The following is a 26,199-nucleotide window of genomic DNA, read 5'->3' on the forward strand; positions in this document are numbered from 1 at the left end:
CGACCGGGTGATGCACGAGCACCACGAGATGTTCGGCCGCGAGTACCGCCTCCAGACCGAGGGCGAGCACCCCGACCCCGCCCAGCGCGAGAAGTAGGGAGGGGATCGCATGTCCGACTTGCAGACTCCGCAGGCCGGGGACGACCGTTCCCGGGACGACGACGTCGTCTCCCTGCTGATGCGCCAGCACGGCGACATCCGCAACCTGTTCGACGAGGTCGAGGCCACCAGCGGCGAGGAACGGCGGGACGCCTTCCGGCGGTTGGTGCGGCTGCTGGCCGTGCACGAGACCGCCGAGGAGGAGGTCGTCCACCCCTTCGTCCGGCGGTCGGTCGACGGCGGCCAGCAGATCGTCGAGGACCGGCTCGCCGAGGAACGGGAGGCCAAGGAGATGCTGGCCGCCCTGGACGAGATGGACCCCGACGGCCCCGACTTCCTGCCGCAGCTCATCACGTTGCGGCGGGACGTGCAGATGCACGCCCGGGCGGAGGAGCGCTACGAGTTCACCCACATCCGGCGCAGCACCGACGTCACCGGCCTCGCCGCCATGGCCAAGGCCATCAAGGCCGCCGAGGCGATGGCGCCCACCCGGCCCCACCCGGGTGTCGAGTCCGGCGTGAAGAACATGGCGCTCGGTCCGGTGGCCGCCCTCATGGACCGCACCAAGGACACCGTGCGCAAGGCGATGGGCAGGAGCTGAACCCCACGACGGGCGCCGGCCGGCCGGGCTGACCGGCGCCGCGCGGGGTAGACGGCGAGCGGCAGCCGATCGTTCGGAAGGACGGATTGCACCGTGAGCACCCCTGACCCGTGGCCCGGCGCGGCCACCGCACGACGCACCGGGCCCCGACGATCGCTGCTGGTGTGCGCGGTCATCGGGGCCGCCGTCATGGCGGCCGTGGACGAGATCGTCTTCCATCAGATCCTGCACTGGCACCACTTCTACGACCGCTCCACGTCGGATGTGGCCCTGATGTCGGACGGGCTGCTGCACACGGCCTCGCTGCTGGCGCTCGTCGCCGGGTTCTTCCTCTTCGCGGATCTGCGGCGGCGCCGGGCGCTGGCGCCGGGGCACGCGTGGAGCGGGGCCTTCCTGGGCGCGGGCGCCTTCCAGCTGTTCGACGGGATCGTGGACCACAAGGTGCTGCGCGTGCACCAGGTCCGCTACGGCGTCGACGTCACCCCGTACGACTGGGCGTGGAACCTGGCGGGGCTGCTGCTGTTGCTGGCCGGAGGCTTCCTGCTGGTGCGTGCCCGGCGGGCAGGGAGGCGGCGGCCGTCGTGACGGCCGGTCCGCTCGCGGCGCCCCTGGCGCTCGCCTGTGTGCTCGCAGCCGTCGTGTACGCAAGGGGCGCCGCCCGGCTGCGGCGGCGCGGTGACGCCTGGCCGTGGCGGCGGGACTGCGTCTTCGCCGCCGGCTGTGCGGCGGCGGTGTGGGGGCTGGCGGGTCCGGTGCCGGGCGGGCCGTTCACCGGGCACGTCGGCCGTCATCTGCTGGTGGCCATGGCGGGGCCCGCGCTGCTGGTGGTCGGCCGTCCGCTCACTCTGCTCCTGCGACTGCTGCCGCCCGGCGTACCGCGCCGGGGTCTGCTGCGGGTGGCGCACTCCCCCGTCGCCGGGTGGCTGATGTTCCCCCCGGTCGCCGCGGCCGTCGACATCGGCGGGCTGTGGCTGCTGTACCGCACGGACCTGTGGGCGGTCGCCCACCGGCACCCTCTCCTGGGCGGTCTGCTGGAGCTGCACATGCTGCTGGCCGGTCTGCTCCTCGCGATGGCCGTCTGCCGGCTCGACCCGGTGCGCGGACGGTGCGGTCTGCCGCTGCGGGCGGTGACGCTGCTGGCGGCGGGGGCGGCGCACGCCGTGCTGGCCAAGAGCCTGTACGTCGCCGGGCCGCCGGGGACCGCGTTCGCGGCGGCCGATCTGGAGGCGGGGGCGCAGCTCATGTACTACGGCGGGGACGCCGTGGAGGTGTTCCTCGCACTGGTCGTCGCCGCGCAGTGGTACGCGGCGACCGGACGGCGCAGGGCCCGGCAGGCGGCCCGGACGGCGCGGGGGAGCGTCCCCGCGGGTGCGCGCTGACTCGGCCTCCGGTCTACAGGCGTACGACGATCAGGGCGATGTCGTCGCGGCCGCCGTCGGCCACGCCCAGCCGGGTGAGCAGGGTGTCGGCGAGGGGCTCCGGGTCGAGGTCCACGTGGCGGGCGAGCGTGTCGGTGAGGCGCAGCAGACCCGCGTCGATGTCCTCGCCCCGGCGCTCGATCAGCCCGTCGGTGTAGAGCACCAGGGTGTCGCCGGGCGAGTAGGGGACGGTGGCCTGCGGGCGCCGGGTCTCCCCGGTGAGGACTCCCAGCGGCGGGTCGGTGGCCTGGTCGAGCAGGATCACGGCGCCGTCCCGTCGTCCCAGCACCGGCGGCGGGTGGCCGGCGCAGGTGTAGGTGATGCGTCGGCCGCGGGTGTCGACGACGGCCTTGGCCGCGGTGGTCGCCAGCGCGCCCTCGAAGGTCTGGGCGTACCGGCTGAGGAGGTCCATCGCCGCGCCGGGTTCGTGCATGGCGCGCACGGCGGCGGACAGGGCGCTGCGCAGCATGCCCATGACGGCCGCCGCCTCCAGGCCGTGGCCGACGACGTCGCCGACCGCCACCGTGAAGCTGTCGTCGGCCAGGTCCACCACGTCGTACCAGTCGCCGCACACATTGAGGGAGCGGGTGGCCGGCATGTAGCGCACCGCTATGCCGCGGTGCGCGGCCAGGTCCGGGGCGTGCAGCATGACGTCCTGGAGGGCCAGGGCGGTGCGGCGTTCCCAGTCGTGGGCGGCGCGGAGCTTTTCGTTGGTCTCCTGCAGTTGCCGCGCCTTCGCGTACAGCTCCGCCTCCGTCACCGCCCGGACTCGCACCCGGCCCGTCGGCGTGTCGTGGACGGGGCGGGACAGCAGGAACTCGGTCATGTCCTCGATGCGGTGGACGATCCACTCGATCTCGCCGTCGGGGCCGAGAACGGGCGTGTTGACCGGCGACCACCAGCGTTCCTCGAAGGCTCCGGGCCGGCCGGGCACCGCCAGGTCGTACCGCTGCGCGGCGAGGGCGTCGGGTTCCTTGGACCGCAGGACGCGCTGCAGGGAGGCGCTCAGATTGCGGATGCCGTCCGCCGCCGGGTCCTCGGGGTTGTCCGGGTAGATGTCGAAGAGGTACTGGCCGATCAGCTCGTCGCGGGTACGGCCGGTCACTCTGAGATACATCTCGTTGACGTCGACGACCATGAGGTCCGCGTCCAGCACCAGGTACGGACTGGGCAGGACGGAGAAGAGGGTCTGGTGGTCGACCCGCGATAGGCTCATGTCCGGTCTCCCGTCGGCGCCGGCGCGTCACCGTCAGTATGCGCCGCCAAGCTCCGGTCCGTCGGGTCTCCCGGCGCCGGAGGGGGCACGGGCTCCGCGCAGGAGTGCCGCGGGCCGGCGGAGTCCCCTCGGGGGACGCGGCGACGGCACCGCCCGGCGACCGGGAGCGGGCGCCATGACGCTGACCACCGTCACCGACGTCTCCGTCGGCGAGGTCGTGCGGGGCCTCGGTCCGGCGGACGAAGGGTCCCCGGTGAAGACGCTCACCGATCCGGGCTCAGCACGCACGACCGTCCGGCCCGGGACCCCTCCGCAGCCGTGCGGTGACGCAGGGAGCGGACGCCCGGTGAGCTCCGGGTGCCCGGCGGCCGGCCGCCGGGGGGCCGACCGACGAGATGGTCCTGCTCGTCCACCTCGTGGTCGTGGGCCGGGGCACGCGGCTGTTCCCGGCCGGCGGTCCGGACGGCGCGCTGGAGCCGGTGGGCTCGCGGGCCGTGCCGGGCGGGGTGACGCTCCCGGTCTCCACCGGCCCGCCGGCCCGGCCGCGGTACGCCGCGGAGGTACCGGACCGGACGTCGTGACGTGGGCTGCCGCACCGGGTCAGAACGGCATCTTGCCGCGCGCCCGGCGGCCGGCGGAGCCGCTGCGGCCGACGGCGCGGGAGCTGGAGCTGAAGGGCTTGCTGAGGAGCCGGCCGAGCGGGCCCGGGGCCTTGGAACCGGCGCGCGAGCCGAAGCCCAGGGTGCGTTGCGTGCCGTTCTGCGGGTGGCGGGACAGGCGTGGGACGAGAAAGGCGAGCAGGGCGATGACCACGCAGACGGCGATGATGCCGACGACCATCATGGAGACCTCCAGGGGTGTTCCGGTGAGGCGGTGTACCGCGGACCGGGCGGTCCGTGCGTCCACTCGTTCCCGCTCCCGGCGCGAACACGCTTCCGGACCCGTGTCTCGTGCCGGGCCGTGCACCGGGCTTCACGGGAGCACCGTGATCCCCACGTGATCGTGGGCGCGTAAGGTCCCCCGGGCCACGAGGAGTTCGTGGCGCCGGTGAGCAACACGGGGTACGGGGGCGGGAGATGGAGTACCGGTATGCGGCGGTACCGGCCGTGGCGGGCGGGCTGATGCTGACGCTGCTGCTGTGGTGGGCGGGGGCGAGCGCCGACGCGCTGGACCTGGACGGCGCCACCGGCGCGCTGGGCGTCGAGACGGCCGCCGCGCTGCGGACCTGGCTGTCGCCGTGGGCGTACGACTCGCAGCCCGGCGGTTCGGTCGCGGTGACCGCCGACGGCCCCAGCCACCTCGCCCTGCACGACACGGCGATGCAGATCCGCTTCGTCGCCGTGTTCCTGTTCTACGCCGCCGGGGCCCTGCTGCTGGTCCGGCGGCTCCCGGCGGAGCGCGGCCGGGTCTGGCAGGCGCTGCTCGCGCTGTGGGCCTGGGGCGTGGTGGCGGGGACCCTGGCGGTGACGGTGTCGGCTCCCTGGATGATCGCGTCCGGCGGGCGCGGGAGTCACCGGTTCCTGCCGCAGCTCGCCGCGCTCTCCGCGTCCGGGCGGACGGTGCTGGTGCCGCTGGCGCTCGCCGCGGCGGCGTGGACGGTGTGCGTGACCCGGCTGGCGCTGGGGAACACCGGGCCGCAGCCCCGCCGGGACGTCCCGGCGCGGGCCGCCGTCGTCGCCGCGACCGCGGGGACCCTGGTGGTCGCGGTGTCCGTGGTCGTGCTGTCGTACCAGGCGAACGCGGCGCGCCTCCAGACGGTGTTCACGGGTGACGGGCTCCTCGGCGAGCCGGGGGACCTGCTGCGCCAGTGGCTGCTGCTGAGCGCCTGGTCGGGTCCGTCCGGGGCCGGCTTCGGGGACTGGCTGTCGGCGCGGTTCGGGGACGTGCTGCTGCTCGTGGTGGTGTGGTGCGCGCTGCGGTGGCTGCCGGGGACGCTCACCCGGGTCTCGGTCCCGGCGATGGCGGCGGGCGCGGTGTGCGCCGTCGTCCTCGGGCTGCTCGTGCGGCACCTGTGGCGCGTGGCCGTCGACGGCGGGACGACGTACGGGCACCTGCTCCGGGCGGCGTCCGGCCTCGGTGACGGGACGAGCGCGGCGGTGCTGTGGGGCACGCTCGCGGGCGTCACGGCCACCGTGGTGCTGCGGATCGCGCGGCGGCGTACGGCGGCGCCCGCGCCGTCGTCGACGGCCGGCGCGGAGTCCGACGGGTAGGGTCGGTGCCGGTGTGTCCGCCGGAGCCGACGAGGAAGCGCATGATCGACATCGAGGTGGTGCAGCTCCTGGTGTCGCCCTCGCACCGGCTGGCCGGGCGTCCCTCGGAGGGGCCCGCGCCCGGACCGGACGACGAGCGCGTCCCGCGCGCCGAGGTGCGGGCGAACCTGGGGCTGGTGGGCGACCGCTACTTCGCGCGGGCGGCGCACCGGGACGCCTCCGTGACCATGATGTCCGTGGAGAACCTCCCCACGGACGTCGACCCCGCCGTCGACCTGCGTCGGACCCGGCGCAACGTGCTGCTGCGGGGCGTGGACGTCGACGCGCTGGTGGGCGCGACGGTGAGCCTGGACTGCGGGGAGGGACCGGTGCGGTTCTCGGTGAACCGTCCGGCGCGGCCCTGCGCGTGGATGGACGTCACCGTCGGGCCGGGCGCGCAGCGTGCGCTCCGGGACAAGGGCGGGGTCCGCTGCGCGCCGCTCGACGACGGCGTCCTGCTCGTCGGACCGGCCCGGTTCACGATCCTGTCGGAACCCGCCCCGCGACGCCGCCCCGCGTGACCGAGGGGCGCCGGCCCGCGGCACAGCGCGCTGCTTGGTCACGGCGTCGGCCCCGACGATCACCAGGCCGATCAGCATGTCCCCCGCCCCGGCCCGCAGCGGGGCCGGCCGGTTCCGGCCGGCGTGCCGCGCGGTCCACACGCCCCCTCCGAGGACGAGCGTGTCGATCACCAGGGCGACCTCGACGGCGCCGGCCTCCGGCCACCGGTCGGGGACCGCGCACAGCAGCAGGACGACCGTGGGGAGCGTCGCGGCGGCCACCGGTCACTCCGCGGTCATGGCGCGCAGTCCGGCCGCCGGCCCGCCGCGCTCGGCGGACATGCGGCGGGAGAGGACGTGCGCGTAGCCGTGCGCGGCGACGACGGCGGTGAGGAGCACCCACAGGGCGTCCGAGCCAGGGATGGCCTGCTCGTCCGGGAAGTCGAGGGCGGCCGCCAGGGCGCCGGCCAGGACCAGCCCGTGGACGCCGCTGAGCAGGCGGGGTTCCGGCAGGCGCCGCTCGCCGGTCCGCGGGGCGTCCGGCTGGGACCGCGGGCGGGCGGGTTCGTGCATCGCCGGCGGCCTCCGGCGGGAGGGCGGGAACGGCCGGCACGGCAGCGCGTGAGGCGGCCGGGAGGAACGGCCGGCACGGCAGCGCGTGAGGCGGCCGGGAGGAACGGCCGCCTCACGCTGCCGTGTTCCGGATCAACCGCAGGACCGCCCGGAGGCGACGCCCTCGCGCGGAAGCCGCCCGGTTCGTCCGAGTCCGCTACCGGGAGCCCGCGCACCTGCCGGTCACTGCCCGGCCGTACCGTTCGCTGCCCGCTGCCTCCGGGCGGCCATGACGGCGTGGACCAGCACGCCGCCGAAGAGGAACAGCACGCCCTGGTAGACGGCCTGGTGTCCGGCGCCGGCGACCAGCCACAGCGAGAACGCGGCGGCGACCGAGGCGACCACCAGGTCGCGGACCAGGCGCCCGCGGTCGACGCGGTCCCGCCGCCCGGAGACGAGGTGGAAGAGCTGCGCGGCCGTGGCGAGCAGGTAGGGCACGGTCGCGGTGAAGGTGGTCACCAGGACCAGCGTCTCGAACACCCGGGCCGTGCCGGAGGCGTAGTTGTACACGGTGAGCAGCGAGGCGAGGAGCACGGTGACGCCGACGCCGACCGTCGGCACGCCGCGCCGCTTCCGGGCCAGGGCGCGCGGGAACAGCCCGTCCTCGGCGGCGGCGTAGGAGGTCTGGGCGCTGAGCAGGGTCCAGCCGTTGAGGCAGCCGGTCATCGACACGAGCGCGGCGAGCGCCACCGCCCAGCCGCCCCAGGCGCCGCCGAACATGGCGTTGACGGCGTCCGAGAACGGCGCGCCGGACTCGACGAGCCGGTCGTGGGCGACCGTGCCGAAGACGGCGAGTGTGCCCAGCAGGTAGACGACGGCCGCTCCGGCGGTGCCGATGACGGTGGCGCGGCCCACGGTGCGCCGGGCGTCGCGCACCTCGCCCGCGCTGACGGCGGCGGACTCCACGCCGAGGTAGGAGAAGAGCAGGATGGCGGCCGCGGCGGAGACCGCGCCCATCGCGCTCTCCCCGCCCGCCTGGAAGGGGCCGAGGTTGTCCGCGTCGAAGGCGAACAGTCCGCCGACGGCGACGAGCAGCAGCGGCACCAGCTTGAGCACCGTGGACACCACCTGCACGGCCCCGACGCAGCGGGTGCCGGCGACGTTGGCGAGGGCGGGCAGCCACTGCACGACGAGCGCGGCGAGGCAGGCGGTCCACCGGTGCTCGTTCACCGGGATCAGCACGTCGAGGTAGCCGACGGCGGCCACGGCGAGGGCCGCGTTGGACACCCAGGTCGTGATCCAGTACGCCCAGGCGGCGAGGAACCCGGCGAAGTCGCCGAAGGCCTCGCGGGCGTAGATGTACGGGCCGCCGGTGCGGGGGTCCCGTTCGGCGAGGCGTCCGAAGACCAGGGCCAGCGCGATCGCCCCGACGGTCAGCACACCGAAGGCGAGGAGGCTGATGGTGCCGTACGGGGCGATGGACGCGGGGAGCAGGAAGATGCCGCCGCCGATGATGTTGCCCATGACCAGCGCGGTGGCGACGGGCAGTCCGAAGCGGCGGGTGCGCCGTCCCGTGCCGTCGGGGCGGGCGGGGCCGCCGGACGTGTCCTGCGGGGCCGGAGCCGGTGGGGGGACGGTTCCGGTGACGTGCATGGGGTGGTGCGCCTCTCGTCGAACGGATGCCCGGGATCGCCGGACCGGAGACATGGTCGGGCATGGCCGCGGAACGCTCCAAATCGGGCGTAATCATCCTGTCGGGGACCGCCCGGCGCAGGAAAAGGTGCACTGTGAAGGCATATGGACGCCGAATCGTCCGGCGGTGCGCGCGGCCGTCGCGGACCTCTGCGCCGGTCGCGCCCCGGCGGTGGCGTGAGGCGCGAGCCCGTTCCCGGGCGCTGCGGAGGCGGCGCCCGCCCCGCACGGGGTCAGCCGCGCCCGACGGCCGCCTCGATGTGGTCGAGGTGGGCGTGGATGACGTCCTCGAAGGCGGCACGCCGGTCCGCGCCGAGGGGGCGCACGTCGCGCGCGAAGTGTGCCAGCGCCGGGAAGCGCGGGGTCGGCGCCCAGGACCGCGACGCGGAACAGCTCCAGACCCCGCTCCCGCTCCTCGGGCGTGACGGTGTCGATCCCGGCGTCGGAGGAGATCAGCGCGACGAGGAGCACCGCGAGGCGGGGGTAGCGCGCCGGGATCTCCTCGTCGGGCAGGCCCCCGCGCGCAGTGCCTGCAGCACCTCCTCCACGATCAGCCGGGATCCGGCGCCGCCGGAGGCGTGGCGGCCCCACACCGCGGCGAGCTGGGGCTGCCGGGCGAAGGCGTCCCTGATGCGCAGGGCGAGGGCCGTGAGACGGCGGCGCCAGTCGCCCTCGGGGCGGTAGCCCACATGCCGTGGGCGGGCCCCGCGGCGTCGCTGGTCTCGACGGCCGCGGACCTCAACCGCTTCTACGCGATGCTGCCGGCCGGGGAGATCGTCGCCCCGTCCTCGCTGGCCGAGATGCGGCGCACCGTGCCCGTGATCTCCCAGGAGGGAAGGACGATCGACCACGGCCTCGGTCTGCACCCGCTGGAGTCCCTGAGCCCGGGACAGGACCCCTGCTGGCGGCACGGCGGCACGGTGTGGGGCGGCGGGACGCTGGCGATGGCGCGTGCCGACGGCGGCCGGCAGTGGTGTGTCGCGTCAACCTCCAGCGGTGGAACGAGCTCGGCCCCTCCGGCCGCCCGGCACCCCACGCCATCGACGCGGTTCTGGTGGCCTTCCACCGCCTGGCGGCGAACGGCCGGCCTGGCGTGTGACGTCGCGTCGGCCGCGCTCAAGGCCTGTCAACTCCCGGCCGGCGGGCGGCCTGCCGGCCCTCACACGCTGTTGACGCCCCCGTCGCCTACCCTCGGTGCAGGAGGCACCGGACAGCGGTGCCGGGCCGCGTCGAGGAGGCGGGGGTGCTCGGTAGAGGTGTGTGGCTGCTCGCGGGCGCCGTCGTCGTGGCCTGCATGATGCTGCTCGGCCCCAGCACGCCCGCCGGCGCCCCCTTCGCCAGGACGGTGCCGGTCGACGCCGCGAAGGACGTGGTGCCCAACCGGGTCATGACGTGGAACCTCTGCAACCCCTGCGAGGAGAGCGCTGTCGACCGGGCGGCGGAGATCGCCGCGTACGCGCCCCAGGTCGTCGGCCTCCAGGAGGCGTGCGTCCGGGACGTCGAGCGGATCAGGGACCACCTGGCCAACCTGCACGGGCTGGACTACCACGTCGAGTACGGCCCGGTGCTGCGCAACTGGAGCCGGTGCGGCGGCGCTCCGTGGAAGCCGGGCGGTTACGGGCAGGCGCTGCTGTCGGCGGCCCCGATGACCGACGTCGTCGCGGAGGAGTACCCGGACGGCGGCTCGGAGGACCGCGGCTACCTCGCCGTCACCACGGAGGTCGCCGGGCAGACCGTACGGGTCTTCAACACGCATCTGGCGCAACGGCGTCAGGAGGCGGTGCGCGAGAAGCAGACCGCGGTGCTCGCCCCGCAGGTCGCCCGGTACCCGCGGGCCGTCGTGCTCGGGGACTTCAACGCCGTGCCGGACTCCCCCGAGCTCGCTCCGATGTGGGCGCTCGCCGAGGACACGGACGCCGGGTGCCGGCCGCCGTCCGCCGGCGCCTGCGAGCCGACGACGGACTGGCAGAGCAAGTTCGACTACGTGTTTCTGCGCGGCATTTCGGCGCTGGGGCACGAGGTGCGGCCCAGCCGGTATTCCGATCACCATCTGCTGCACACCGACGTCACCGCGAACTGATTTTGTTAGGACGCTCGATTCGCGGATACACGTTCGGCGAACCGACGTCAAAGGAGTCAGTGATGGGCATTATCGCTTGGATTTTCATCGGTCTGATCGCCGGCGCCATCGCCAAGGCGCTCATGCCGGGCAAGGACCCGGGCGGCATCATCATCACCATGCTCATCGGTATCGCCGGTGGTCTGCTCGGCGGTTTCCTCGGCAAGGTGATTTTCGGAGTCGACTCGATCGACGGCTTCTTCGACCTGTCGACCTGGATCGCGGCCATCATCGGCTCCGTCATTCTCCTCGCCCTGTACCGGATGTTCACCGGTCGCAGCCACCGAGGCGGTCACGCCCACGCCTAAAGGCGTATTCGACGGTGTGAGGTGACACCCGCAGGCACCGGCCTGCACTCGCGGAAGGCCCCCGTCCGAGGACGGGGGCCTTCCGCACGCTCTCTCACGCTTCGTCGCGTCCGGTGCGCGGGCCGGTGCGGAGAGGGGCGCGGACGCCCTGGAGGCCGAAGAGGACGAGGAGTTCGACCGTCTTGCCGTCGGCGGTGCCCAGCCAGTGCGGCAGGGAGGTGTCGAACTCGGCCGCCTCGCCCGGCGACAGCGTCAGGTCGCGCTCCCCGACGAGGAGCCGCAAAGGAGAACGTCATGCCCGCCCCCGCACACCGCCGCCGCGACACTCCCCCGCCCCGGACGGACGGCGGCGAGACCGAGGTGCTGCGCGCCTTCCTCGACCACCTGCGGACGTCCGTCGCCGCGAAGGCCGAGGACGCGCCGGAACCCCGGGTACGCACCGCCATGGTGCCCTCGGGGACGAATCTGCTGGGCCTGCTCAACCACCTGACGTGGGTGGAGCGGTCGCTGTTCCTCGGGGAGACGGTGACGGACTGGCCGTCCACGTCCCACACCGGCCCCGAGGACGGTGTCGCCGACGTCGTGGCCCGGTACCGCGCGGCGGTCGAGCGGGCCGACGGCGTCCTCGACGGGTGCGCGGACCCCGCCGCTCCCCACCCCCGGTCGTGGCCGGGGCGCCCCGCCCCCAGCGTCCGCTGGGCCCTCACCCACATGATCGAGGAGACCGGGCGGCACGCGGGGCACGCGGGCATCCTGCGCGAACTGGTCGACGGGGCAACGGGACGGTGAGCGTCATGACGCCCGTACGTCGGCCTCTGCTTCGGCCCCGGCCCCTGTTTCGGCTTCGGCTTCGGCTTCGGCTTCGGCTTCGGCTTCGGCGAGGAACTCGCGGATCTCGTGGACGACGCGGTCCGGGGCGTCCTCCATGAGGAAGTGTCCGGCGGCGGGCACGACGACGAGTTCCGCACCGGGGATGTCGTCCCGCAGCCGCTCGGCGTAGTGCACGGGCTGCCACTCGTCCTCCGCGCCCCACAGGATGCGCACGGGCATGGACAGCTCCCCGAGCCGGCCGGTGATCTCCTGGGTGTAGCGCGCGTCGTAGTGGCGTACCTGGTGCTCGAAGAAGGAGGTGCGGCCGAGCCGCGACCCGTGGGGCGCCAGGTACGCGCGCAGGACGTCGCCGGTCATCAGCGACTTGTCGGCGACCGTCATGGTGAGCTGGCGGGTCAGCAGGGCGTCGAAGTCCTCCTGTGCCATGGCCGCGTACGCGTCCAGCTCCTCGTCGATGACGCGGCGCCAGGTGGGCGAGGGCCACGAGTCGTAGCTCACGGAGTCCATGATCATCAGTCGGCGTACCCGGCCGGGGTGCGCGAGGGCGAAGCGCAGGGCGATGGCGCCGCCGATGTCGTGCGCCACCAGGTTGACCCGGTCGACGTCGAGGGCGTCGAGGAGGTGCCCGAGGAGGCCGGTCTGGCCGGCGACCGAGGTGTCCCGGTGCGCGGGGCGTTCGGAGAGGCCGTACCCGAGCAGGTCGTAGGTGATGGTGCGGTGGCCGGCCGCTTCGACGCGGGGGACGACGTCGCGCCACTCGTAGGAGTGGGAGGGCGTGCCGTGGAGGAAGACCACCGGCTCGCCGCTGCCGCTGTCGCGGTAGGCCAGCCGTACTCCGTCGACGACGAGGTGGTCGGTCAGGGTCGTCATCATGCCCTCCTCGGAGGCCGGGGCGGTGGGACGGCGGGGATCGCCGTCGCCTCACCCTGTAGACTAGGTAGACCAGTCTACATAGGGAAGGGTGCGTCATGACGGAACGGCGGCAGCCGGCGGGAACGGCGAGGCCGGAGAGGCGACGGCCCGCGCGTGAGCGGATTCTGCGGGCCGCCGCACGGCGCTTCTACCAGGAGGGCGTGACGGCCACGGGCATCGACACCATCACCGCCGAGGCCGGCGTGGCCAAGATGAGCCTCTACAACAACTTCTCCTCCAAGGCCGATCTCGTCCGCGCCTATCTGGACGACCGGCACGAGGACTGGCTGGCGCGGTACCGGGAGCGCGTGGGGCCGGAGCCTGATCCCCGCGACGGCGTGCTGGCCGTCTTCGACACCTACATCGCCGGTGCCGACTCCCCCGCCACCGGCGACTTCCGGGGGTGCGGACTGCTCAACGCGGCCGCGGAGATGCCCGCCGGACACGAGGGGCGGGCGCAGGTGCGCCGGCAGAAGGAGGTGGTGGAGCGGATGATCGCGGAGCACGTCACGGCGCTGCTGCCCGGCCGTCCCGACGCCGCCCGGACCACGGCACGGCAGATCGCCTTCCTGCTGGAGGGGGCGATGGTGCGGGCGGGTCTGGAGGGCGACAGCCGCTGCCTGCGGGACGCCCGCGCGATGGCGGAGCGGCTGCTGGACCAGGCCTGACCGTCCGGCTCCGGCGGGGACGGCCGCTGGTCCGCCCGCGGTGACTCGCGGGCGGATCCCGCGCCGCCCGCGGTGGCCTGGGACGCCGAGTGGTATGTCGCCGTTCCGCTCGGCGCCCTCGGCTCCCGCTCGTCACCCGGGCCCTCCGTATGCGCCAGCAGGCCACGGATCACAGGACCGGCGGAGGGGTTGCAGCGGTTCCGTACCCTGGGTGACATGCGCGTGCGCCCCACTTTGAGCTGGACCCCGGCGGGAGACCTGCCGCCGGCCACCACGAACCTGGACCCCGTCGTCGACGCGCTGCGCGCCCGCGGCGTGCTGGTGCTCACCGGGGCCGGCATCTCCACCGAGTCCGGCATCCCCGACTACCGCGGCGAGGGCGGGAGCCTGAGCCGGCACACCCCGATGACGTTCCAGGAGTTCGTCGGCGGGGCCGCCGCCCGGCGCCGGTACTGGGCGCGCAGCCATCTCGGCTGGCGCACCTTCGGACGCGCCCGGCCCAACGCCGGGCACCGGGCCGTGGCGGCGTTCGCCCGCCACGGCCTGGTGTCGGGTGTGATCACCCAGAACGTCGACGGGCTGCACCAGGCCGCCGGCAGCGAGGGCGTGGTGGAACTGCACGGGAGTCTGGACCGGGTGGTCTGCCTCTCGTGCGGGCGGATGAGTCCGCGCAGTGACCTCGCGGAGCGGCTGGAGGCGGCCAACCCCGGCTTCTCGCCGGTGGCCGCGGGGATCAACCCCGACGGCGACGCCGACCTCACCGACGACCAGGTCGTCGGCTTCCGCGTGGTGCCGTGCGCGGTGTGCGGCGGCGTCCTCAAGCCGGACGTGGTGTTCTTCGGGGAGACCGTGCCGCCGCAGCGGGTCGAGCTGTGCCGGCGGATGGTGCGGGAGTCGTCCTCCCTGCTGGTCCTGGGCTCGTCGCTGACGGTGATGTCGGGGCTGAGGTTCGTCCGGCTGGCGGCGGAGAGCGGCAAGCCCGTGCTGATCGTCAACCGGGACCCGACCCGTGGTGACCGGCACGCCCTGGCGCGGGTCGGGCTGCCGCTGGGCTCGGCGCTCACCACCGCGGCCGAGCGGCTGGGCGTGCCGGTCGAGAACGCGGCGGCCGCCTGAACGGCGGCCCCGCCGCCGCGGTCACACTCCGGCGGCGGCCAGGCGTCGCCGGAGTTCGTCCTCGCTCACGTCCTCGAGGTGGGTCAGGAACACCCACAGGTGTCCCGAGGGATCGCGGAGGATCACCGTGCGGTCCCCGTGGAACATGTCCGTCGGCGGCTGGAGGATCTCCGCGCCCTCCGCCTCCGCCCGCGCGGCCAGCGCGTCGACGTCCGGCACGAACACGTGCAGCGTGACGGAGGTGGCGCCGCCGAGGAAGGCGGGCGCGGTGAAGGACGCGTCCTCCGCCTCCTTCACGCTCGCGTCGCCCAGCATCAGCACCGACCGTCCCACGGTGATCTCGGCGTGCAGCACTCCCCCGCCCGGCGCCTCCAGCCGGAAGTCCTCGCGCGCGCCGAACGCCCGCCGGTAGAAGTCGATCGCGGCAGCGGCGTCGTCGACCATGATGTGCGGGACCACCGCGTAGTGGTAGCGGTCGGGGATCTCCGCCTCGGCCGTGCGCTCGTCCATGACAGACCTCCTCGTGCGGTGCTGCGACCGGATGCCGCGGCTCTCGAGGGCGACCGTAGGAACTCGACTTCGGTTGAGGTCAAGGTGCTTCGGCGAGGGCGGCGGCCGGTGGGGCGCCCTCGGCGCGCGGGGCGGTCAGCCGATCCGTTCCGCCAGCGCGACGATGACGCCCGCGGGCCGCGCAGGTCGCGGAGGCGGTAGGCGTTCCCGTACCGGAACACCTCGCCGAGGAGTCCGGCTCCGCGGCGGCGCAGGCGGGTGATCGTGTCGTCCAGGTCGTCGACGACGACGGCCACGTCGTCCGTCCGCTGGATCGCCACGCATCGCTCCTTCACGCGTCGCGCGCCGCGTTCCGCGGCCAGTGCCCGGGACGCGGCCCGTGCCCTGTTCTCGGCACCGGCGCGTGTCGCGGGAGTCCTCGGCCTCACTCGAGGTCGAGGTCGAAGGCGCGGCGGGCCCGCTCGATCTCGGGCAGGTGGGCCGTGGCCCACTCCAGCAGCACGTCGACCGGGCGCCGCATGGTCTTGCCGAGCGGGGTGATGCGGTACTCGACGGCGACGGGACGGGAGCTGACGACCTCGCGCTCGACGATGCCGTTGCGTTCGAGCCGGCGCAGGGTCGCGGTGAGGGACTTCTGGGTCACCGCGGGGATGGCGCGGCGCAGGTCGTTGAACCGGCAGGGCCGCTCGCAGAGTTCGTTGAGGACGCTCAGCGACCACTTGTCCAGCACCTGGTCGAGCAGCTCGCGGTGCACGGTCTCGATCCTCAACTCGCCGTTGCCGCGGCCGCCTTCGGTTTCCGGCACGATACCTGGTCTCCTTGAAGTGTCCTTCTTCCACCAAGTATCAAAGGTATACCTATCGTTCCGACACGAGGAGTCCCCCGTGGCCGTCCGCCGTTTCACGCCCGAAGGCATGCTGCAGCCCACCCCGTACGAGCACGTCGCCGTGGGGACGGGCACCCGTCACGTGCACGTCAGCGGGCAGATCGCCCGCACCGCCGACGGGGCTCCGCTCGCCCCGGGGGACCTCGCCGGGCAGGTCGCCCACGCGCTCCGGGGCACGGCGCGCGGCCTGCGCGGCGCGGGCGCCTCCTTCGACGACGTCCTGCGTCTGACCTTCTACGTCACCGACTGGGCGCCGGAGAAGATCGGCCCGTTCATGGCGGGGGTCGAGGAGGTCGCCGAGGAGATCGGCCTGCCGCTGCCGCTCCCGCCCGCGTCCCTCATCGGCGTCGACCACCTCTTCGAGCCCGACGTGCTGGTCGAAGTGGAGGCGACGGCGATCCTCGACTGAGCCCGCCACCGCCGTTCGCGCCTTTACCTTCTCTTTGCAACCTGGGCCTCCGCTCCCTCGTCTCTCCGCACGATCCATCCCCCAGCCCGCCGGGCGACCGTGCGGGCGGACCCAGGAAAGAGAGCGTTCCATGCGCCGAAACGTCCTGAGCGGAGCGGCACTCGCCTGCACCGCCGTGCTGGCCACCGCGATGCCGGCGTTCGCCGACGACCCCTCCCCCGTCCCCGACACCGGTGCGACGGCCTCCGCCGGCTCCGGCGACCGGGTGTCCGAGGACCCGAGCCCGGTGCCGGCCGAGCCCGGTGCCGCCGAGCCGACCCAGGCCCCGGCGGAGGAGGCCGGCGGGGTCACCGTGGTGCCGAGCGGAGCCCCGGACACCGGTGACGCCCCGGTCGCCGCGCAGCCCGGCGGCGACGGCCTGCTGATCGGCGGAGGCGCCGCCGCGGTGCTCGCCGCGGGCGGCGCGGCGGTCCTCGTCGTGCGCCGGCGGGCGTCCGGGGCATGACGCCGTTCTCCAGGCGTGCCGTCGTCACCGTGGCCGCGGCCTGCCTGGTCGCGGGCTGCGGCGGCGGGGCCGGCCCCGCCGCCGACCGGCCTGCCACGACGGAACCGCCGGGGATCCGGGCGCCGGCGGCGGTCTCCCCCGCCTCCGGACCGCGTCCCCTGGCGCGTTCGGTCCCGGTCGGTCTGGAGATCCCCGCCATCGGGGTCGACACCCGGGTCGTACGGCTGGGGCTGGCCCCGGACCGCACGGTGGAGGTCCCCCCGGTCACGGCGGACGACCCGGCCGGCTGGTACCGGCACTCCCCCACGCCGGGCCGGCCGGGTCCCTCGGTGATCCTGGGCCACGTCACGGTCGGCGCCCACGGCGACGGGGTCTTCCGTGACCTGGCCCGGCTGCGGCGGGACGACGGGGTCACGGTGCGACTGGAGAACGGCTCGGCGGCGGAGTTCGCCGTCACCTCGGTCCGCACGGTCGCCAAGGCCGACTTCCCGACGGAGGACGTCTACGGCGACACCGCGCGGCCGGAGCTGCGGCTCATCACGTGCGGCGGCCCGCTGGAGGACGGCGAGTACCGCGACAACGTGATCGTCTTCGCGGCACTCCGCGCCACCGCCCCCTGACCCCGCACGACGTGCCGGGCCGCCACACCGGCGGCCCGGCATCCGGCCGCCCCGTTCCCCGTCGTCCCGTCGTCCCGTCGTCCCGTCGTCCCGTCCGCGAGCGGTACCCCGTCACCGGGGCCGCTCCGACCATGGAGAGCATTGAAACGGTCCCGTGAGCAGGCAGCGTCCGAGCTCTTCGCCGCCCTCTACCCGCGCCTCGCCGGCTGGTGCCGCCGTCTGGTCGACGACGACGAGACGGCCCACGAGATCGCCTCGGAGGCGTTCACCCGGCTCTGGTCGCGCTGGACCTCGGTGACGGAACCACGGGGTTTCCTGTACGTCACCGCGGCCAACCTGGTGCGCGACCACTGGCGCAGACTCGAACGCGAGCGCACGACCGTGCGCCGGGTCGGCACCGAGGCGGCCGTACGTCCGCACTCGGAGCCGTCCGACCCGTCGGTGCGGCTGCTGGTGCAGGCGCTGCCGGAGCGGCTGCGGGTGCCGATCCTGCTGCACTACTACGCTGACCTGCCGGTCCGGGAGGTGTCCGCGGTGACCGGACGCAAGGAGGGAACCATCAAGGCCGATCTTCACGCGGCCAGGGAGCTGCTCCGTGCCCACCTGAGGAGAAACCTTGATCACTCACGCTGACGAGGGTCCCGAGTTCGAGCCGGACGACCCGCTCGCCGAACTCCTGCGGCCCGCGTCCGACCACCTCGGCCCGCCTCCCGGCCGGTTCGAGGCGGTCCGCCGCCGTGCGGCACGGCGACGGCTGCTCCGTACGACGGTCGGCGCCGGTCTCACCTGCGCCGTCGCCGTGCTGGTCGCGCTGCCCCTGCAGAACGTGACGACCTCCGACCGGCCGGTCTCGCCGACGGTCCCGCTGGCACCGCCGCCCCTGACCGGCTCCCCCTCGCCCACGACGGGCCCCACCGTCCCACCGCGGCCCTCCGAGTCCGTCGTGGACACCCGCCCCGCCCCCGACGTCGGTGCGTCGGCGACGTCGGCGACGCCACGGGGTCACGTCGTGCCGACGCCACAGCCTGTGGTGCCGGAGGCGGCCGGGCCCGAGTAGGAGTCGCACGCCCGGGAGAAGCGCGGCCTCGGCATGTCGCGTGCCGCGCCCGCCGCGGCCCCCTCGGCCCGCCTGTTCGTACGACAGGCGGGCCGAGGGCGTTCCCTGCCGTCGTCGCCCTCCGCGCCGACGGCGGGTCAGCCCCGCTTCATGACGTAGCCCGCGTGGTGCAGTTCGTCGCCCCTGAACTCTCCGTAGGCCCAGAACCCGAGGTCGTCCAGGTAGTCGATGCGGTCGCCGTCGATCCAGAACCGGCCCTGGTAGGCGTGCGGGCGGCCGCCGCGGGTCTCGTCGTAGCGGCCGTCGGCGGTGAGCTCCTGGTGCAGGAAGTCGTTCCGGTCGATCCAGACGCCGAGCCGCGGACTGCCGGTCAGGTCGGGAGCGGCGGGGACGCCCGCTCGGGGGACGGTGGCGCGGCCGGGGACGTCGGCGCCCGACCACAGGACGGGGCGGCCGGCCGCGACCAGGGCGCGGACCTGCGCACGCCGGGACAGAAGGGCGGCCACCGCGCCGGGGACGTCGTCGGCGAGTTCGTCGGGCACCGCCAGGAAGTCGGCGGTGTTGCCCGGGACCAGCGTCGCCACGTGCTCGGAGCGGGCGCCGCGCCCGCCGGCCAGCGCGACGGTGTCCACGACGGCGGGGACGACGGTCGTGCCCGTGCAGTCGACGACGATGGCGTTGTCGTCCTCCGCCGCGGTGACGATGCCGGGACCGACGCCGACGATCAGCGGGCCGACGACCAGGAGGTCGGCGCCGGTCATGGTCCCGATCAGCGGGTCCAGGGTCATGACGCGGGCGTTGGTGAACAGGACGGGACGGCCGCCGCCGTCGTGGGCGTCATCGGCGAGGATGTCGTCGAGCGCCTTCCGGTTCCAGGTCGCGGGAGCGGGAGCGGTGGTGGTCATGGTGCACCTCGGGTGGTGTCGGGTGATCGGTCCGTACGACCACCAGGTTCGTCGCGCGGCGGAACCGGAACCAGGCCGCCGTGTGCCCGGGTGCGGAGCACCCACGATCGCGGGGGTGGGTGTGCCGCACCCAGGGGAACGGCGGCCTGGCTGCCGTCGGCGGCCCGGTCGACGCTGGAGTCATGACCAGCAACGACACCACCCGCGCCCCGCACCCGTACGTCGGGATGTGGGTGACCGCGGACGGACACATCCGCCAGGAACTGCTGCCGGACGGGCGGTACGACGAGGCCCGCGGCACCCGCGAGAGCGCCTACACCGGGCGCTACACCGTCACCGGCAGCCACATCGACTACGTCGACGACACCGGCTTCACCGCCACGGGCGACGTCCGTGACGGCGTCCTCTTCCACGAGCACCTGGTGCTCTACCGCGAGGGCGACGAGCGTGCCCGGGAGGACGGACGCCGGCCGCGCGGCTGACAGCGCGCGGGAGCACACCTGACCGCGCGGGGCGCCACAGGGCGGCCCGCGTGGTCAGGTGTCGCTGTGCGCGCGCGGGGACTCCTCGGCGCCGTGGCCGGTGCGGGACCGGAGTGCGGCGAAGGCCGCGGCGGTGGCACTGGCCGGCTCGGCCTGGTAGACGACGAGCTGCTGGTGCGGGGCGTCGTTCACGCTGAAGGCCTGGAACCGGATCTCCAGGGCGCCGACGTCCGGGTGGACGAGGTTCTTCGCCTGCTGCGTCTTCCGCTTCACCTCGTGCCGCGCCCACAACTGCGCGAACTCGGGGCTTCTGGCGCGGAGCGTGTCGACGACCTCGGTGATCCGCGGCGAGCCGGGGTCGTGTCCGTAGGCCGCGCGCAGTTCGGCCACGCAGGAGTCCGCGGCCCTGTCCCGGTCCCGGTAGAAGGTGCGCCCGGCCGGATCCAGGAAGACCATGCGGGCCAGGTTGTCGAACCGCTGGAACCCGCTGTGCAGGGCCGTGGCGAGCGCGTTGTGCGCCAGGACGTCCAGGGCCGGTCCCAGGATGAAGGCGGGGGTGTCGGGCCAGCTGTCGATCAGCCGGAGGAGCTGGGGGCTGACCCGGTCGTGCCGCCCGGGGGCGCCGCGGCGTTCCTGGGGCGAGCGGGTGAGCCGGCGCAGGTGGTCGTGGGCCTCGTCGTCGAGGCGGAGGGCGGCGGCGAGCGCGTCGAGCACCTGGGGCGACGGGCTGGACTCCCGTCCCTGTTCCAGGCGCATGTAGTAGTCGGAGCTCACGCCCGCGAGCAGGGCGACCTCCTCGCGGCGCAGCCCCTTGACCCGTCGGCGGCCGTGCTCCGGAAGCCCCACGTCCTGCGGCTTGACGGCTTCGCGTCGCGCTCGGAGGAAGTCTCCCAGCGGAGTGCTGTCGCTCATGGTTCCAACCTACTGGTGGCCCGGAGGTGCGGGCACGCGCCGCGTGTGCGGGCTCGGTCGCCGGGCCGGCGGGCCCTCAGTCACGGGCCGTGTCCGGAACGGGCGCGGGTTCGGCCCTGAGGGACCCGAGCAGGGTGAGGGCATCGGCGGAGGGGGTGCCCGGTTCGGCCTGGTAGACGACGAGCTGCTGGGTGGGGGCGCTGTTGACGGTGAACGACTCGTAGTGCAGCTCCAGGTCGCCGACCTCGGCGTGGTGGAGCAGCTTGGTCTCACGGGTCTTGCCGCGTACGTCGTGACGCGCCCACAGGGTGCGGAACTCCGGGCTCTTGATGGACAGTTCACCCACGAGCGTGCTCAGTGCCCGGTGGTCGGGGCCGGTGCCGGCGGCCCGCCGCAGTGCGGCGACGGCCGACTCGGCGGCCCGGTTCCAGTCGCGGTGGAAACGGCGCGCTGCCGGGTCCAGGAACGTCATGCGCAGCAGGTTGTCGGGGTGGGTGAAGCCGGAGAAGAGCGCGTCCGCGAGGCGGTTGCGGGCCAGGACGTCGAGGGCGGCGCCCAGGACGAAGGCGGGCGTGACGCTCCACGAGTCGAGCAGGCGCCGCAGGTGCGGTGCGACGCGTTCGGCGCGCTGCGCGGGGCGGGTACGGCGGGTCGCCGGGCCGGCGACCCGGTGCAGGTGGGCCACCGCTTCGTCGTCCAGCCGCAGGGCCCGCCCCACGGCGTCGAGCACCTGCGGTGACGGGTGTCGTTCGCGGCCCTGTTCCAGACGCGTGTAGTAGTCGGTGCTCACCTCGGCGAGCGTGGCGACCTCCTCACGGCGCAGACCGGGCACCCGGCGGCGCCCCGAAGAGGGGATGCCCGTGTCTTCGGGGCGCAGCCGGGCGCGCCGTGCGCGGAGGAAACCGCCCAACGTGTTCTCGGCGACGGGATCGTCGTGCGTGCTCATGGGTCGAGGCTAGGGCTCGGGAGGGTGTCGTGGCGGGGCCGAAGGGGGGTGGGTCGCACCCAGGGAAGGGGGACCCTGGGTCGTCGCGATCCGGGATTCCTCAGGCGGTGACGGTGTCCCTGAAGGCGTTCCGTACGTACGCGCGGGAGGCGTGGACCTCGTCGCGCAAGGCGGTCAGGTCGACGTCGAGGACGCGGCCGTCCCACTTGCGGGGCTCGCCGTTGACGAGGACGGCGCTGATGTTGCGCGCGTCGGAGCCCAGGACGACGGTGCCGATCGGGTCGTTGAGCGGCATGTTGTTGAGGTCCTCGGCCCTGATGACCAGGAGGTCGGCCTTCTTGCCCGGGGTGAGTGAACCGGTGACGCCGGCGAGGCCGTTGGTGCGGGCGCCCTGGAGGGTGGCGAAGTCGAGGACGTCGTGGGTGGTGATGCGGCGGGGCTGCCGGCCGGTGCCGTAGGCGGCGTTGACGGCGCGCATGCGCTGGATGGTGTGCAGGGCCCGCATCTGCGTGAACATGTCGCTGGCGAGCGCGACTTCGACGTCGATGCTCAGCCCGGGACGGATGCCGGCGGACAGGGCCTCGTCCACGGCGGGGATCGCGGTCTCCAGTCCGATCTGGGCGTCGGAGGTGGGGGCGAGCGCGACGGTGGCGCCGGTCTCCCCCATCACCTTCCACGCCTGCGGTGTGAGCCCGGTGGCGTGGATCAACGTCACGTCGGGGCCGAGGACGCCGTCCTCCGCCCAGCGCAGGATCGCCTCCGAGGAGGCGGTGCCGAAGACGGCGTCCACGCTCACGCCGATGTTCAGTTCCTGGGCGACACGGGCGAGTTCGGGGCCGTAGGCGAGGGCCGGTCCGGCGACCTCGTCGGTGGCGAGCGTCGCCAGGCGGAGGGTGAGCAGGTGGTCGTCGCTGCGGAAGTACTGGTCCCTCAGGCGCGTCAGGTCGCCGGGCCACTGCCGGTCCCACTCCCCGAAGTGCGGCCCCATGGAGGCGTGCACGCCTCGGACGCCGGTGTCGCGGAGAGCCTCGATCGCGGCGTCGGAGTGGGCGGGGGTGCGGGAGTTGTGGGAGAAGTCGAGCATGGTGGTGATGCCGCTGTCGAGAGCGGTGAGGGCGGCGAGCCGGGTGCCGGTGTACATGTCCTCCGGCCGGTACACCGTGGCGTAGCCGGCCAGGGTGGACATGACGTAGCCGCCGAGGTCGTCGACGTCGGGCATGATCCGGCGCAGCTGGGTCTCCCAGGCGTGCCGGTGGGTGTCGACGAAGCCGGGGCTGAGGACGCAGCCGGTCACGTCGACGACGACGGCGTCGCCGGCGCTGAGCCGCGGTCCCACGGCGGTGACGGTGTCGCCCTCGACGAGGAGGTCGCCTCGGTCGAGGACGCCGAGGGCGGGGTCCATGGTGACGAGGGTGGCGCCGGTGAACAGGATGCGCCGGTCCGCGGCGGGACGGCGCCGGAGCTGTTCCAGGACGGCGGCGCTGGTGGTGTCGTCGATGTGCATGTCGGGTCTGCTTTCGTGGATCGGGCGTGGGTGTCTGTCGACCGGCTCTCACCCTCGGTCCTCCCGGCCACGGCAGCCAGACCGGCGTCTTCCCAGGTGTCACGCACCCTGCTTGGGGCTGTGGTGAGGGCACGGACATCTTGATCTCGGCCCAGCGCGCTGCTTGGCTGGCCGGCATGACAGATCTCGGACCCGTCCCCTGGCCGCCCGCACCGATCCGCACCGAGCGGCTGGTGCTGCGCGCGGCGGAGGCCCGGGACCGGGCGGTGTTCGTCGAGTTGTACGCGTCGCAGGAGGTGCACAGGTACCTCGGCGGCGCCAGGCCGCGGGGTGAGCTGGAACGCGAGATGCCCGAGGTGCCCGGGCGGGCGCCGGGGAGTTTCGTCGTCGAGCTCGACGGGACGATGACCGGGCAGGTGCTGCTCAGGAGAGCGACCGGGCACCTGCGCCCGGCTGCCGTGGGCAAGGTCGATCTCGGGTACCTCTTCCTGCCGCGGGCGTGGGGCTTCGGGTACGCGGCGGAGGCGTGCGGGGCGGCACTCGCGTGGCTCGATGGCGTGCTCCCGGGCGGGCCGGTGGTCCTGGCCACCCAGACCGCCAACACCCGCTCGCTCCGCCTCGCGGCCGAGCTCGGCTTCACGGAGGTGGAGCGGTTCCGGGCGTGGGACGCCGATCAGTGGCTCGGGATGCGCGGCCGTTAATCACTGGCACGCGCGCAGCGGTGCGATCATCCTTGGCCGGGTGACAGAGCCGAGACATCGGATACGAGCCGCGTACACGGACCGCACGGTCACGGTCTATCAGGCGTACCCGCCGGAGATCGGGGTGCCGGCGGCGCGTGACGGCCGTTTCCCGGCCGCGTGGAAGCGGGACCGGATGACGTGGATCAAGCCGTCGTTCCTCTGGATGATGTACCGGTGCGGGTGGGGCATGAAGGAAGGCCAGGGGACCGTCCTCGCCGTCGAGATCACCCGCGACGGTTTCGAGTGGGCACTGCGTCACGCCTGCCTGTCCCACTACGAGCCAGGGCTCCACACCGACCGCGCCGCGTGGCGACGCGCGTTGGAACGGGCGCCGGCCCGGGTGCAGTGGGACCCGGAGCGCGATCTGCGTCTCCAGCCGCTCCCTTACCGGTCCCTCCAGCTCGGCCTCTCCGGCGAAGCGGCCCGTCTCTACGCCGACGAGTGGATCGTCTCCATGGCCGACGTCACGCCGTTGGCCCACACGGTCCACGCCCACGTACGTGACGGGGAACTGGACCTCGCCCGGCAGCTCCTGCCCCGCGAACGCCCGTACCCGGCAGGGGACGAGGCACTGGCTCACCTGCGCGGAGACGCCTGACCGAACCGTCCGCCGCACGGCGGCACGCCGGCCCGGCGCACGTAACTGTGTCGACAGCGCCTCCCGGCGCGCGGCAGAGTGGCCGACCGTGACGAGCAGTGAGATGTGGGGCCGCGAGGCCGCCGAACGCTATGACGCCGAAGAGACCGAGATGACCTCGGCCGCCGTCCTCGGAGCGACCGTCGACTTCCTCGCCGAGCTGGCCGGCGAGGGCAGGGCACTGGAGTTCGCCATCGGGACCGGGCGCGTGGGCGTGCCGCTCCGTGGACGCGGTGTGCCGGTGGCGGGCATTGAGCTGTCCGAGCACATGGCGGCCGTGTTGCGCCGCAAGGTCGACGAGGACACGCTCCCGGTGGTCATCGGGGACATGGCCACAACCGTCGTGCCGGGCGAGTTCTCCCTGGTGTACCTCGTCTACAACACGATCTCGAACCTGCTCACGCAGGACGAGCAGGTCGCGTGCTTCCGCAACGCCGCGCGTCATCTGAAGCCCGGTGGCCGGTTCGTCATCGAGCTGGGCGTACCGCCCCTGCGGTTCCTGCCGCCCGGGCAGGTCGCCGTACCGTTCGACGTGTCCGAGCGGCATCTCGGGTTCGACACCGTCGACCCCGTCGAGCAGATCCTCGTCTCGCACCACTTCTCCCGCGACGGAGACGGTGACCACTACCGCCGCGACGCCTCCCGCCACCGCTACGCGTGGCCGGCGGAGCTCGACCTCATGGCCCGCATCGCCGGTCTGGCGCCGGAGCGCCGCGTCGCCGACTGGGACGGCACACCGTTCACCCAGGACTCCCCGAAGCACATCTCCGTGTGGCGCAAGCCGGCCTGAGACCGACCGGCCACGTCCTCACCTCACGTGCCACTGTCCCGGTGCGTCCGGGGTCCCTGTGCGGACGAAGCCGCGGACGAAGCCGCGGACGAGCTCCTGGGCGTGGTCGGCGGACAGCACGTACTCCCCGGCGAAGCGGGTCCCTTCGTCCATGACGGGGACCTCGGCCTCGCCGTCCGGGTGCCACGGTGCCGTCGCCGGCGTGAGGGTGCACGCGGGCGGGTCACGACGTCCGTGTGGCGCATTCCGCTGTTCCGGCGGCGATGAGTTCCGTCCGGGGCGGGAGTCACCCCCTGGAACGCGTGAACGCCCTCACCGACAGGAGCACCGCCCCCATGACGACTCGTCCGGGCCCGGCGACCGGCCGCCGCCTTCCCGACACCGCCGTGTGGTCCATGATCCGTGCCGAGCGGGCCGCGCTCGCCGACGATCTCGGGGGGATCGGCGCCGAGCAGTGGGCGACGCCCTCGCTCTGTGACGGGCTGTCAGTGCGTGAGGTGCTCGCGCATCTCACCGCGGGGGCCAGTCTCGGCACGCTCAGGTGGCTGGCCGGCGTCCTCCGCTGCCGGTTCGACTTCGACAGGCAGGTGGCCATGCGGCTGGCGGAGCAGCTCGGTTCGGGTCCGGCGGACACCCTCGAGCGCTTCAGGCGCACGGTGCCGAGTACGACCAAGCCTCCCCTGCCCGCCATCGCCATGCTCGGCGAGACCGTCGTCCACGGGGAGGACGTCCGGCGCCCGCTCGGCATACGGCGGGCCTACCCGGTCGGGACCGTGACGGCTGTCGCGGAGTACTACCGGGGCACGGACCTGGTGGTCGTCGCCAAGGGGCGCGTCGGCGGACTGCGGCTCGTCGCCGACGACGGGCCGTTCAGGGCCGGGGACGGGCCCCTCGTGTCCGGGCGGACCGTGGCCCTCGTCATGGCGATGACCGGACGCGCGGCGTACTGCGACGACCTCGACGGCGACGGTGTCGAGGTGCTCCGGAGCCGCTCGGGCGCGAGATGACACCC

At 74.0% G+C, this 26,199-nt stretch carries 33 protein-coding genes and 3 pseudogenes; 22 read left to right on the forward strand and 14 right to left on the reverse strand.

What is annotated here, in order from left to right; translation table 11 throughout:
• Window positions 1-109: 109 nt before the first annotated feature.
• The 3 genes from ACIQ8B_RS22445 to ACIQ8B_RS22455 all read left to right on the forward strand — a co-directional run bounded on the left by ACIQ8B_RS22445 (window position 110) and on the right by ACIQ8B_RS22455 (window position 2,079).
• Entirely contained in the window at window positions 110-700 is a 591-nt protein-coding gene (locus ACIQ8B_RS22445) for a hemerythrin domain-containing protein (protein WP_403549033.1), read from the forward strand.
• Window positions 701-793: 93 nt separating this feature from the next.
• Complete coding sequence (locus ACIQ8B_RS22450; protein WP_403549035.1) at window positions 794-1,285, forward strand: DUF2243 domain-containing protein; 492 nt, start codon at window positions 794-796, stop codon at window positions 1,283-1,285.
• Entirely contained in the window at window positions 1,282-2,079 is a 798-nt protein-coding gene (locus tag ACIQ8B_RS22455; protein ID WP_403549037.1) for a cytochrome c oxidase assembly protein, read from the forward strand. The genes ACIQ8B_RS22450 and ACIQ8B_RS22455 overlap by 4 nt, the downstream gene beginning before the upstream one ends.
• A 13-nt stretch (window positions 2,080-2,092) precedes the next feature.
• On the opposite strand, the gene ACIQ8B_RS22460 is transcribed toward ACIQ8B_RS22455, so the two are convergent.
• Complete coding sequence (locus tag ACIQ8B_RS22460; protein ID WP_403549039.1) at window positions 2,093-3,334, reverse strand: PP2C family protein-serine/threonine phosphatase; 1,242 nt, start codon at window positions 3,332-3,334, stop codon at window positions 2,093-2,095.
• A gap of 395 nt (window positions 3,335-3,729) precedes the next feature.
• On the opposite strand from ACIQ8B_RS22460, the gene ACIQ8B_RS22465 reads away from it, so the two are divergent.
• The gene (locus ACIQ8B_RS22465) at window positions 3,730-3,915 is read left to right on the forward strand and encodes a hypothetical protein (protein ID WP_403549041.1); all 186 of its coding nucleotides are present in this window, start codon (window positions 3,730-3,732) and stop codon (window positions 3,913-3,915) included.
• Window positions 3,916-3,934: 19 nt separating this feature from the next.
• Here the strand turns inward: ACIQ8B_RS22465 and ACIQ8B_RS22470 are convergent, their stop codons facing one another.
• Window positions 3,935-4,177 (reverse strand): DUF6411 family protein, encoded by a 243-nt coding sequence (locus tag ACIQ8B_RS22470; RefSeq protein WP_106416098.1) that lies wholly within the window; start codon window positions 4,175-4,177, stop codon window positions 3,935-3,937.
• A gap of 233 nt (window positions 4,178-4,410) precedes the next feature.
• Between ACIQ8B_RS22470 and ACIQ8B_RS22475 the strand changes: the two genes are divergently transcribed.
• Together ACIQ8B_RS22475 and ACIQ8B_RS22480 are read left to right on the forward strand one after the other, a co-directional pair.
• On the forward strand, window positions 4,411-5,544 hold the full coding sequence (locus tag ACIQ8B_RS22475; protein ID WP_403549043.1) for a hypothetical protein: 1,134 nt from the start codon (window positions 4,411-4,413) through the stop codon (window positions 5,542-5,544).
• A 41-nt stretch (window positions 5,545-5,585) separates the two neighbouring features.
• Window positions 5,586-6,104, forward strand: a complete 519-nt coding sequence (locus ACIQ8B_RS22480) for a molybdenum cofactor biosysynthesis protein (protein ID WP_403549045.1) — start codon at window positions 5,586-5,588, stop codon at window positions 6,102-6,104.
• Window positions 6,105-6,368: 264 nt separating this feature from the next.
• On the opposite strand, the gene ACIQ8B_RS22485 is transcribed toward ACIQ8B_RS22480, so the two are convergent.
• From ACIQ8B_RS22485 to ACIQ8B_RS22495, 3 genes and pseudogenes are all read right to left on the reverse strand, one after another.
• Window positions 6,369-6,656 (reverse strand): hypothetical protein, encoded by a 288-nt coding sequence (locus tag ACIQ8B_RS22485; protein WP_403549047.1) that lies wholly within the window; start codon window positions 6,654-6,656, stop codon window positions 6,369-6,371.
• A 222-nt stretch (window positions 6,657-6,878) separates the two neighbouring features.
• Window positions 6,879-8,288: an amino acid permease gene (locus tag ACIQ8B_RS22490; RefSeq protein ID WP_403549049.1), complete on the reverse strand. Its 1,410-nt coding sequence runs from the start codon at window positions 8,286-8,288 to the stop codon at window positions 6,879-6,881.
• Between the two features lie 272 nt (window positions 8,289-8,560).
• Window positions 8,561-9,013, reverse strand: a pseudogene (locus ACIQ8B_RS22495) (TetR/AcrR family transcriptional regulator C-terminal domain-containing protein); the annotation flags it as partial.
• Between ACIQ8B_RS22495 and ACIQ8B_RS22500 the strand changes: the two are divergent.
• The 3 genes and pseudogenes from ACIQ8B_RS22500 to ACIQ8B_RS22510 all read left to right on the forward strand — a co-directional run.
• Window positions 9,005-9,426, forward strand: a pseudogene (locus ACIQ8B_RS22500) (serine hydrolase); the annotation flags it as partial. The pseudogenes ACIQ8B_RS22495 and ACIQ8B_RS22500 overlap by 9 nt on opposite strands.
• A 144-nt stretch (window positions 9,427-9,570) precedes the next feature.
• Window positions 9,571-10,407, forward strand: a complete 837-nt coding sequence (locus tag ACIQ8B_RS22505; protein ID WP_290010431.1) for an endonuclease/exonuclease/phosphatase family protein — start codon at window positions 9,571-9,573, stop codon at window positions 10,405-10,407.
• 62 nt (window positions 10,408-10,469) lie between these two features.
• The gene (locus tag ACIQ8B_RS22510) at window positions 10,470-10,754 is read left to right on the forward strand and encodes a GlsB/YeaQ/YmgE family stress response membrane protein (RefSeq protein WP_290010432.1); all 285 of its coding nucleotides are present in this window, start codon (window positions 10,470-10,472) and stop codon (window positions 10,752-10,754) included.
• Between the two features lie 94 nt (window positions 10,755-10,848).
• Here the strand turns inward: ACIQ8B_RS22510 and ACIQ8B_RS22515 are convergent.
• Window positions 10,849-11,037 (reverse strand): annotated as a pseudogene (locus ACIQ8B_RS22515) (XRE family transcriptional regulator); the annotation flags it as partial.
• Window positions 11,038-11,048: 11 nt separating this feature from the next.
• On the opposite strand from ACIQ8B_RS22515, the gene ACIQ8B_RS22520 reads away from it, so the two are divergent.
• Complete coding sequence (locus ACIQ8B_RS22520) at window positions 11,049-11,543, forward strand: DinB family protein (protein ID WP_403549052.1); 495 nt, start codon at window positions 11,049-11,051, stop codon at window positions 11,541-11,543.
• A gap of 3 nt (window positions 11,544-11,546) precedes the next feature.
• Here ACIQ8B_RS22520 and ACIQ8B_RS22525 read toward each other — a convergent pair whose 3' ends face one another.
• The gene (locus ACIQ8B_RS22525) at window positions 11,547-12,455 is read right to left on the reverse strand and encodes an alpha/beta fold hydrolase (protein ID WP_403549054.1); all 909 of its coding nucleotides are present in this window, start codon (window positions 12,453-12,455) and stop codon (window positions 11,547-11,549) included.
• Between the two features lie 98 nt (window positions 12,456-12,553).
• Between ACIQ8B_RS22525 and ACIQ8B_RS22530 the strand changes: the two genes are divergently transcribed.
• Entirely contained in the window at window positions 12,554-13,165 is a 612-nt protein-coding gene (locus ACIQ8B_RS22530) for a TetR/AcrR family transcriptional regulator (RefSeq protein WP_403549056.1), read from the forward strand.
• Between the two features lie 216 nt (window positions 13,166-13,381).
• Complete coding sequence (locus tag ACIQ8B_RS22535) at window positions 13,382-14,281, forward strand: NAD-dependent protein deacetylase (protein ID WP_403549058.1); 900 nt, start codon at window positions 13,382-13,384, stop codon at window positions 14,279-14,281.
• Between the two features lie 21 nt (window positions 14,282-14,302).
• Here the strand turns inward: ACIQ8B_RS22535 and ACIQ8B_RS22540 are convergent, their stop codons facing one another.
• Together ACIQ8B_RS22540 and ACIQ8B_RS22545 are read right to left on the reverse strand one after the other, a co-directional pair.
• Window positions 14,303-14,791, reverse strand: coding sequence for a VOC family protein (locus tag ACIQ8B_RS22540; protein WP_290010438.1), 489 nt, complete (start codon window positions 14,789-14,791; stop codon window positions 14,303-14,305).
• Window positions 14,792-15,215: 424 nt separating this feature from the next.
• Complete coding sequence (locus ACIQ8B_RS22545) at window positions 15,216-15,596, reverse strand: winged helix-turn-helix transcriptional regulator (RefSeq protein WP_403549060.1); 381 nt, start codon at window positions 15,594-15,596, stop codon at window positions 15,216-15,218.
• Between the two features lie 79 nt (window positions 15,597-15,675).
• Here ACIQ8B_RS22545 and ACIQ8B_RS22550 point away from each other — a divergent pair, with 79 nt between their 5' ends.
• The 5 genes from ACIQ8B_RS22550 to ACIQ8B_RS22570 all read left to right on the forward strand — a co-directional run bounded on the left by ACIQ8B_RS22550 (window position 15,676) and on the right by ACIQ8B_RS22570 (window position 18,268).
• Window positions 15,676-16,086, forward strand: coding sequence for a Rid family hydrolase (locus tag ACIQ8B_RS22550; RefSeq protein ID WP_290010441.1), 411 nt, complete (start codon window positions 15,676-15,678; stop codon window positions 16,084-16,086).
• 130 nt (window positions 16,087-16,216) lie between these two features.
• Complete coding sequence (locus ACIQ8B_RS22555) at window positions 16,217-16,591, forward strand: sortase-dependent protein (RefSeq protein WP_403549063.1); 375 nt, start codon at window positions 16,217-16,219, stop codon at window positions 16,589-16,591.
• The gene (locus tag ACIQ8B_RS22560) at window positions 16,588-17,211 is read left to right on the forward strand and encodes a class F sortase (RefSeq protein ID WP_403549065.1); all 624 of its coding nucleotides are present in this window, start codon (window positions 16,588-16,590) and stop codon (window positions 17,209-17,211) included. Before ACIQ8B_RS22555 ends, ACIQ8B_RS22560 begins: the two co-directional genes overlap by 4 nt.
• 141 nt (window positions 17,212-17,352) lie before the next feature.
• Complete coding sequence (locus ACIQ8B_RS22565) at window positions 17,353-17,844, forward strand: RNA polymerase sigma factor (protein WP_403549067.1); 492 nt, start codon at window positions 17,353-17,355, stop codon at window positions 17,842-17,844.
• The gene (locus ACIQ8B_RS22570; protein WP_403549069.1) at window positions 17,828-18,268 is read left to right on the forward strand and encodes a hypothetical protein; all 441 of its coding nucleotides are present in this window, start codon (window positions 17,828-17,830) and stop codon (window positions 18,266-18,268) included. The genes ACIQ8B_RS22565 and ACIQ8B_RS22570 overlap by 17 nt, the downstream gene beginning before the upstream one ends.
• Window positions 18,269-18,405: 137 nt before the next feature.
• On the opposite strand, the gene ACIQ8B_RS22575 is transcribed toward ACIQ8B_RS22570, so the two are convergent.
• A complete protein-coding gene (locus ACIQ8B_RS22575) occupies window positions 18,406-19,173 on the reverse strand; it encodes an Atu4866 domain-containing protein (protein ID WP_365415196.1) in 768 nt (255 codons plus the stop codon).
• A gap of 182 nt (window positions 19,174-19,355) precedes the next feature.
• Here ACIQ8B_RS22575 and ACIQ8B_RS22580 point away from each other — a divergent pair, with 182 nt between their 5' ends.
• A complete protein-coding gene (locus ACIQ8B_RS22580; RefSeq protein ID WP_106410954.1) occupies window positions 19,356-19,655 on the forward strand; it encodes an Atu4866 domain-containing protein in 300 nt (99 codons plus the stop codon).
• Between the two features lie 54 nt (window positions 19,656-19,709).
• Here ACIQ8B_RS22580 and ACIQ8B_RS22585 read toward each other — a convergent pair whose 3' ends face one another.
• From ACIQ8B_RS22585 to ACIQ8B_RS22595, 3 genes are all read right to left on the reverse strand, one after another.
• On the reverse strand, window positions 19,710-20,567 hold the full coding sequence (locus tag ACIQ8B_RS22585; RefSeq protein ID WP_290010450.1) for a helix-turn-helix domain-containing protein: 858 nt from the start codon (window positions 20,565-20,567) through the stop codon (window positions 19,710-19,712).
• A gap of 76 nt (window positions 20,568-20,643) precedes the next feature.
• The gene (locus tag ACIQ8B_RS22590) at window positions 20,644-21,513 is read right to left on the reverse strand and encodes a helix-turn-helix transcriptional regulator (RefSeq protein WP_403549072.1); all 870 of its coding nucleotides are present in this window, start codon (window positions 21,511-21,513) and stop codon (window positions 20,644-20,646) included.
• 100 nt (window positions 21,514-21,613) lie between these two features.
• Window positions 21,614-23,017 (reverse strand): amidohydrolase family protein, encoded by a 1,404-nt coding sequence (locus ACIQ8B_RS22595; RefSeq protein WP_403549074.1) that lies wholly within the window; start codon window positions 23,015-23,017, stop codon window positions 21,614-21,616.
• A gap of 176 nt (window positions 23,018-23,193) precedes the next feature.
• On the opposite strand from ACIQ8B_RS22595, the gene ACIQ8B_RS22600 reads away from it, so the two are divergent.
• The 3 genes from ACIQ8B_RS22600 to ACIQ8B_RS22610 all read left to right on the forward strand — a co-directional run bounded on the left by ACIQ8B_RS22600 (window position 23,194) and on the right by ACIQ8B_RS22610 (window position 25,187).
• Window positions 23,194-23,718 carry a GNAT family N-acetyltransferase gene (locus ACIQ8B_RS22600; protein ID WP_403549076.1) on the forward strand — a complete coding sequence of 175 codons (525 nt, stop codon included), beginning with the start codon at window positions 23,194-23,196 and terminating at the stop codon, window positions 23,716-23,718.
• A gap of 40 nt (window positions 23,719-23,758) precedes the next feature.
• Entirely contained in the window at window positions 23,759-24,358 is a 600-nt protein-coding gene (locus tag ACIQ8B_RS22605; RefSeq protein ID WP_403549078.1) for a DUF4291 domain-containing protein, read from the forward strand.
• Between the two features lie 88 nt (window positions 24,359-24,446).
• A complete protein-coding gene (locus tag ACIQ8B_RS22610; protein WP_403549080.1) occupies window positions 24,447-25,187 on the forward strand; it encodes a class I SAM-dependent DNA methyltransferase in 741 nt (246 codons plus the stop codon).
• Between the two features lie 18 nt (window positions 25,188-25,205).
• Here ACIQ8B_RS22610 and ACIQ8B_RS22615 read toward each other — a convergent pair whose 3' ends face one another.
• Window positions 25,206-25,340 (reverse strand): hypothetical protein, encoded by a 135-nt coding sequence (locus tag ACIQ8B_RS22615; RefSeq protein WP_403549082.1) that lies wholly within the window; start codon window positions 25,338-25,340, stop codon window positions 25,206-25,208.
• A gap of 182 nt (window positions 25,341-25,522) precedes the next feature.
• Here ACIQ8B_RS22615 and ACIQ8B_RS22620 point away from each other — a divergent pair, with 182 nt between their 5' ends.
• Window positions 25,523-26,194 (forward strand): maleylpyruvate isomerase family mycothiol-dependent enzyme, encoded by a 672-nt coding sequence (locus ACIQ8B_RS22620; RefSeq protein WP_403549084.1) that lies wholly within the window; start codon window positions 25,523-25,525, stop codon window positions 26,192-26,194.
• Window positions 26,195-26,199 lie beyond the last annotated feature (5 nt).

This window comes from Streptomyces sp. NPDC096105 (assembly GCF_044763335.1).
In the GTDB taxonomy this organism is placed as follows: Bacteria; Actinomycetota; Actinomycetes; order Streptomycetales; family Streptomycetaceae; genus Streptomyces.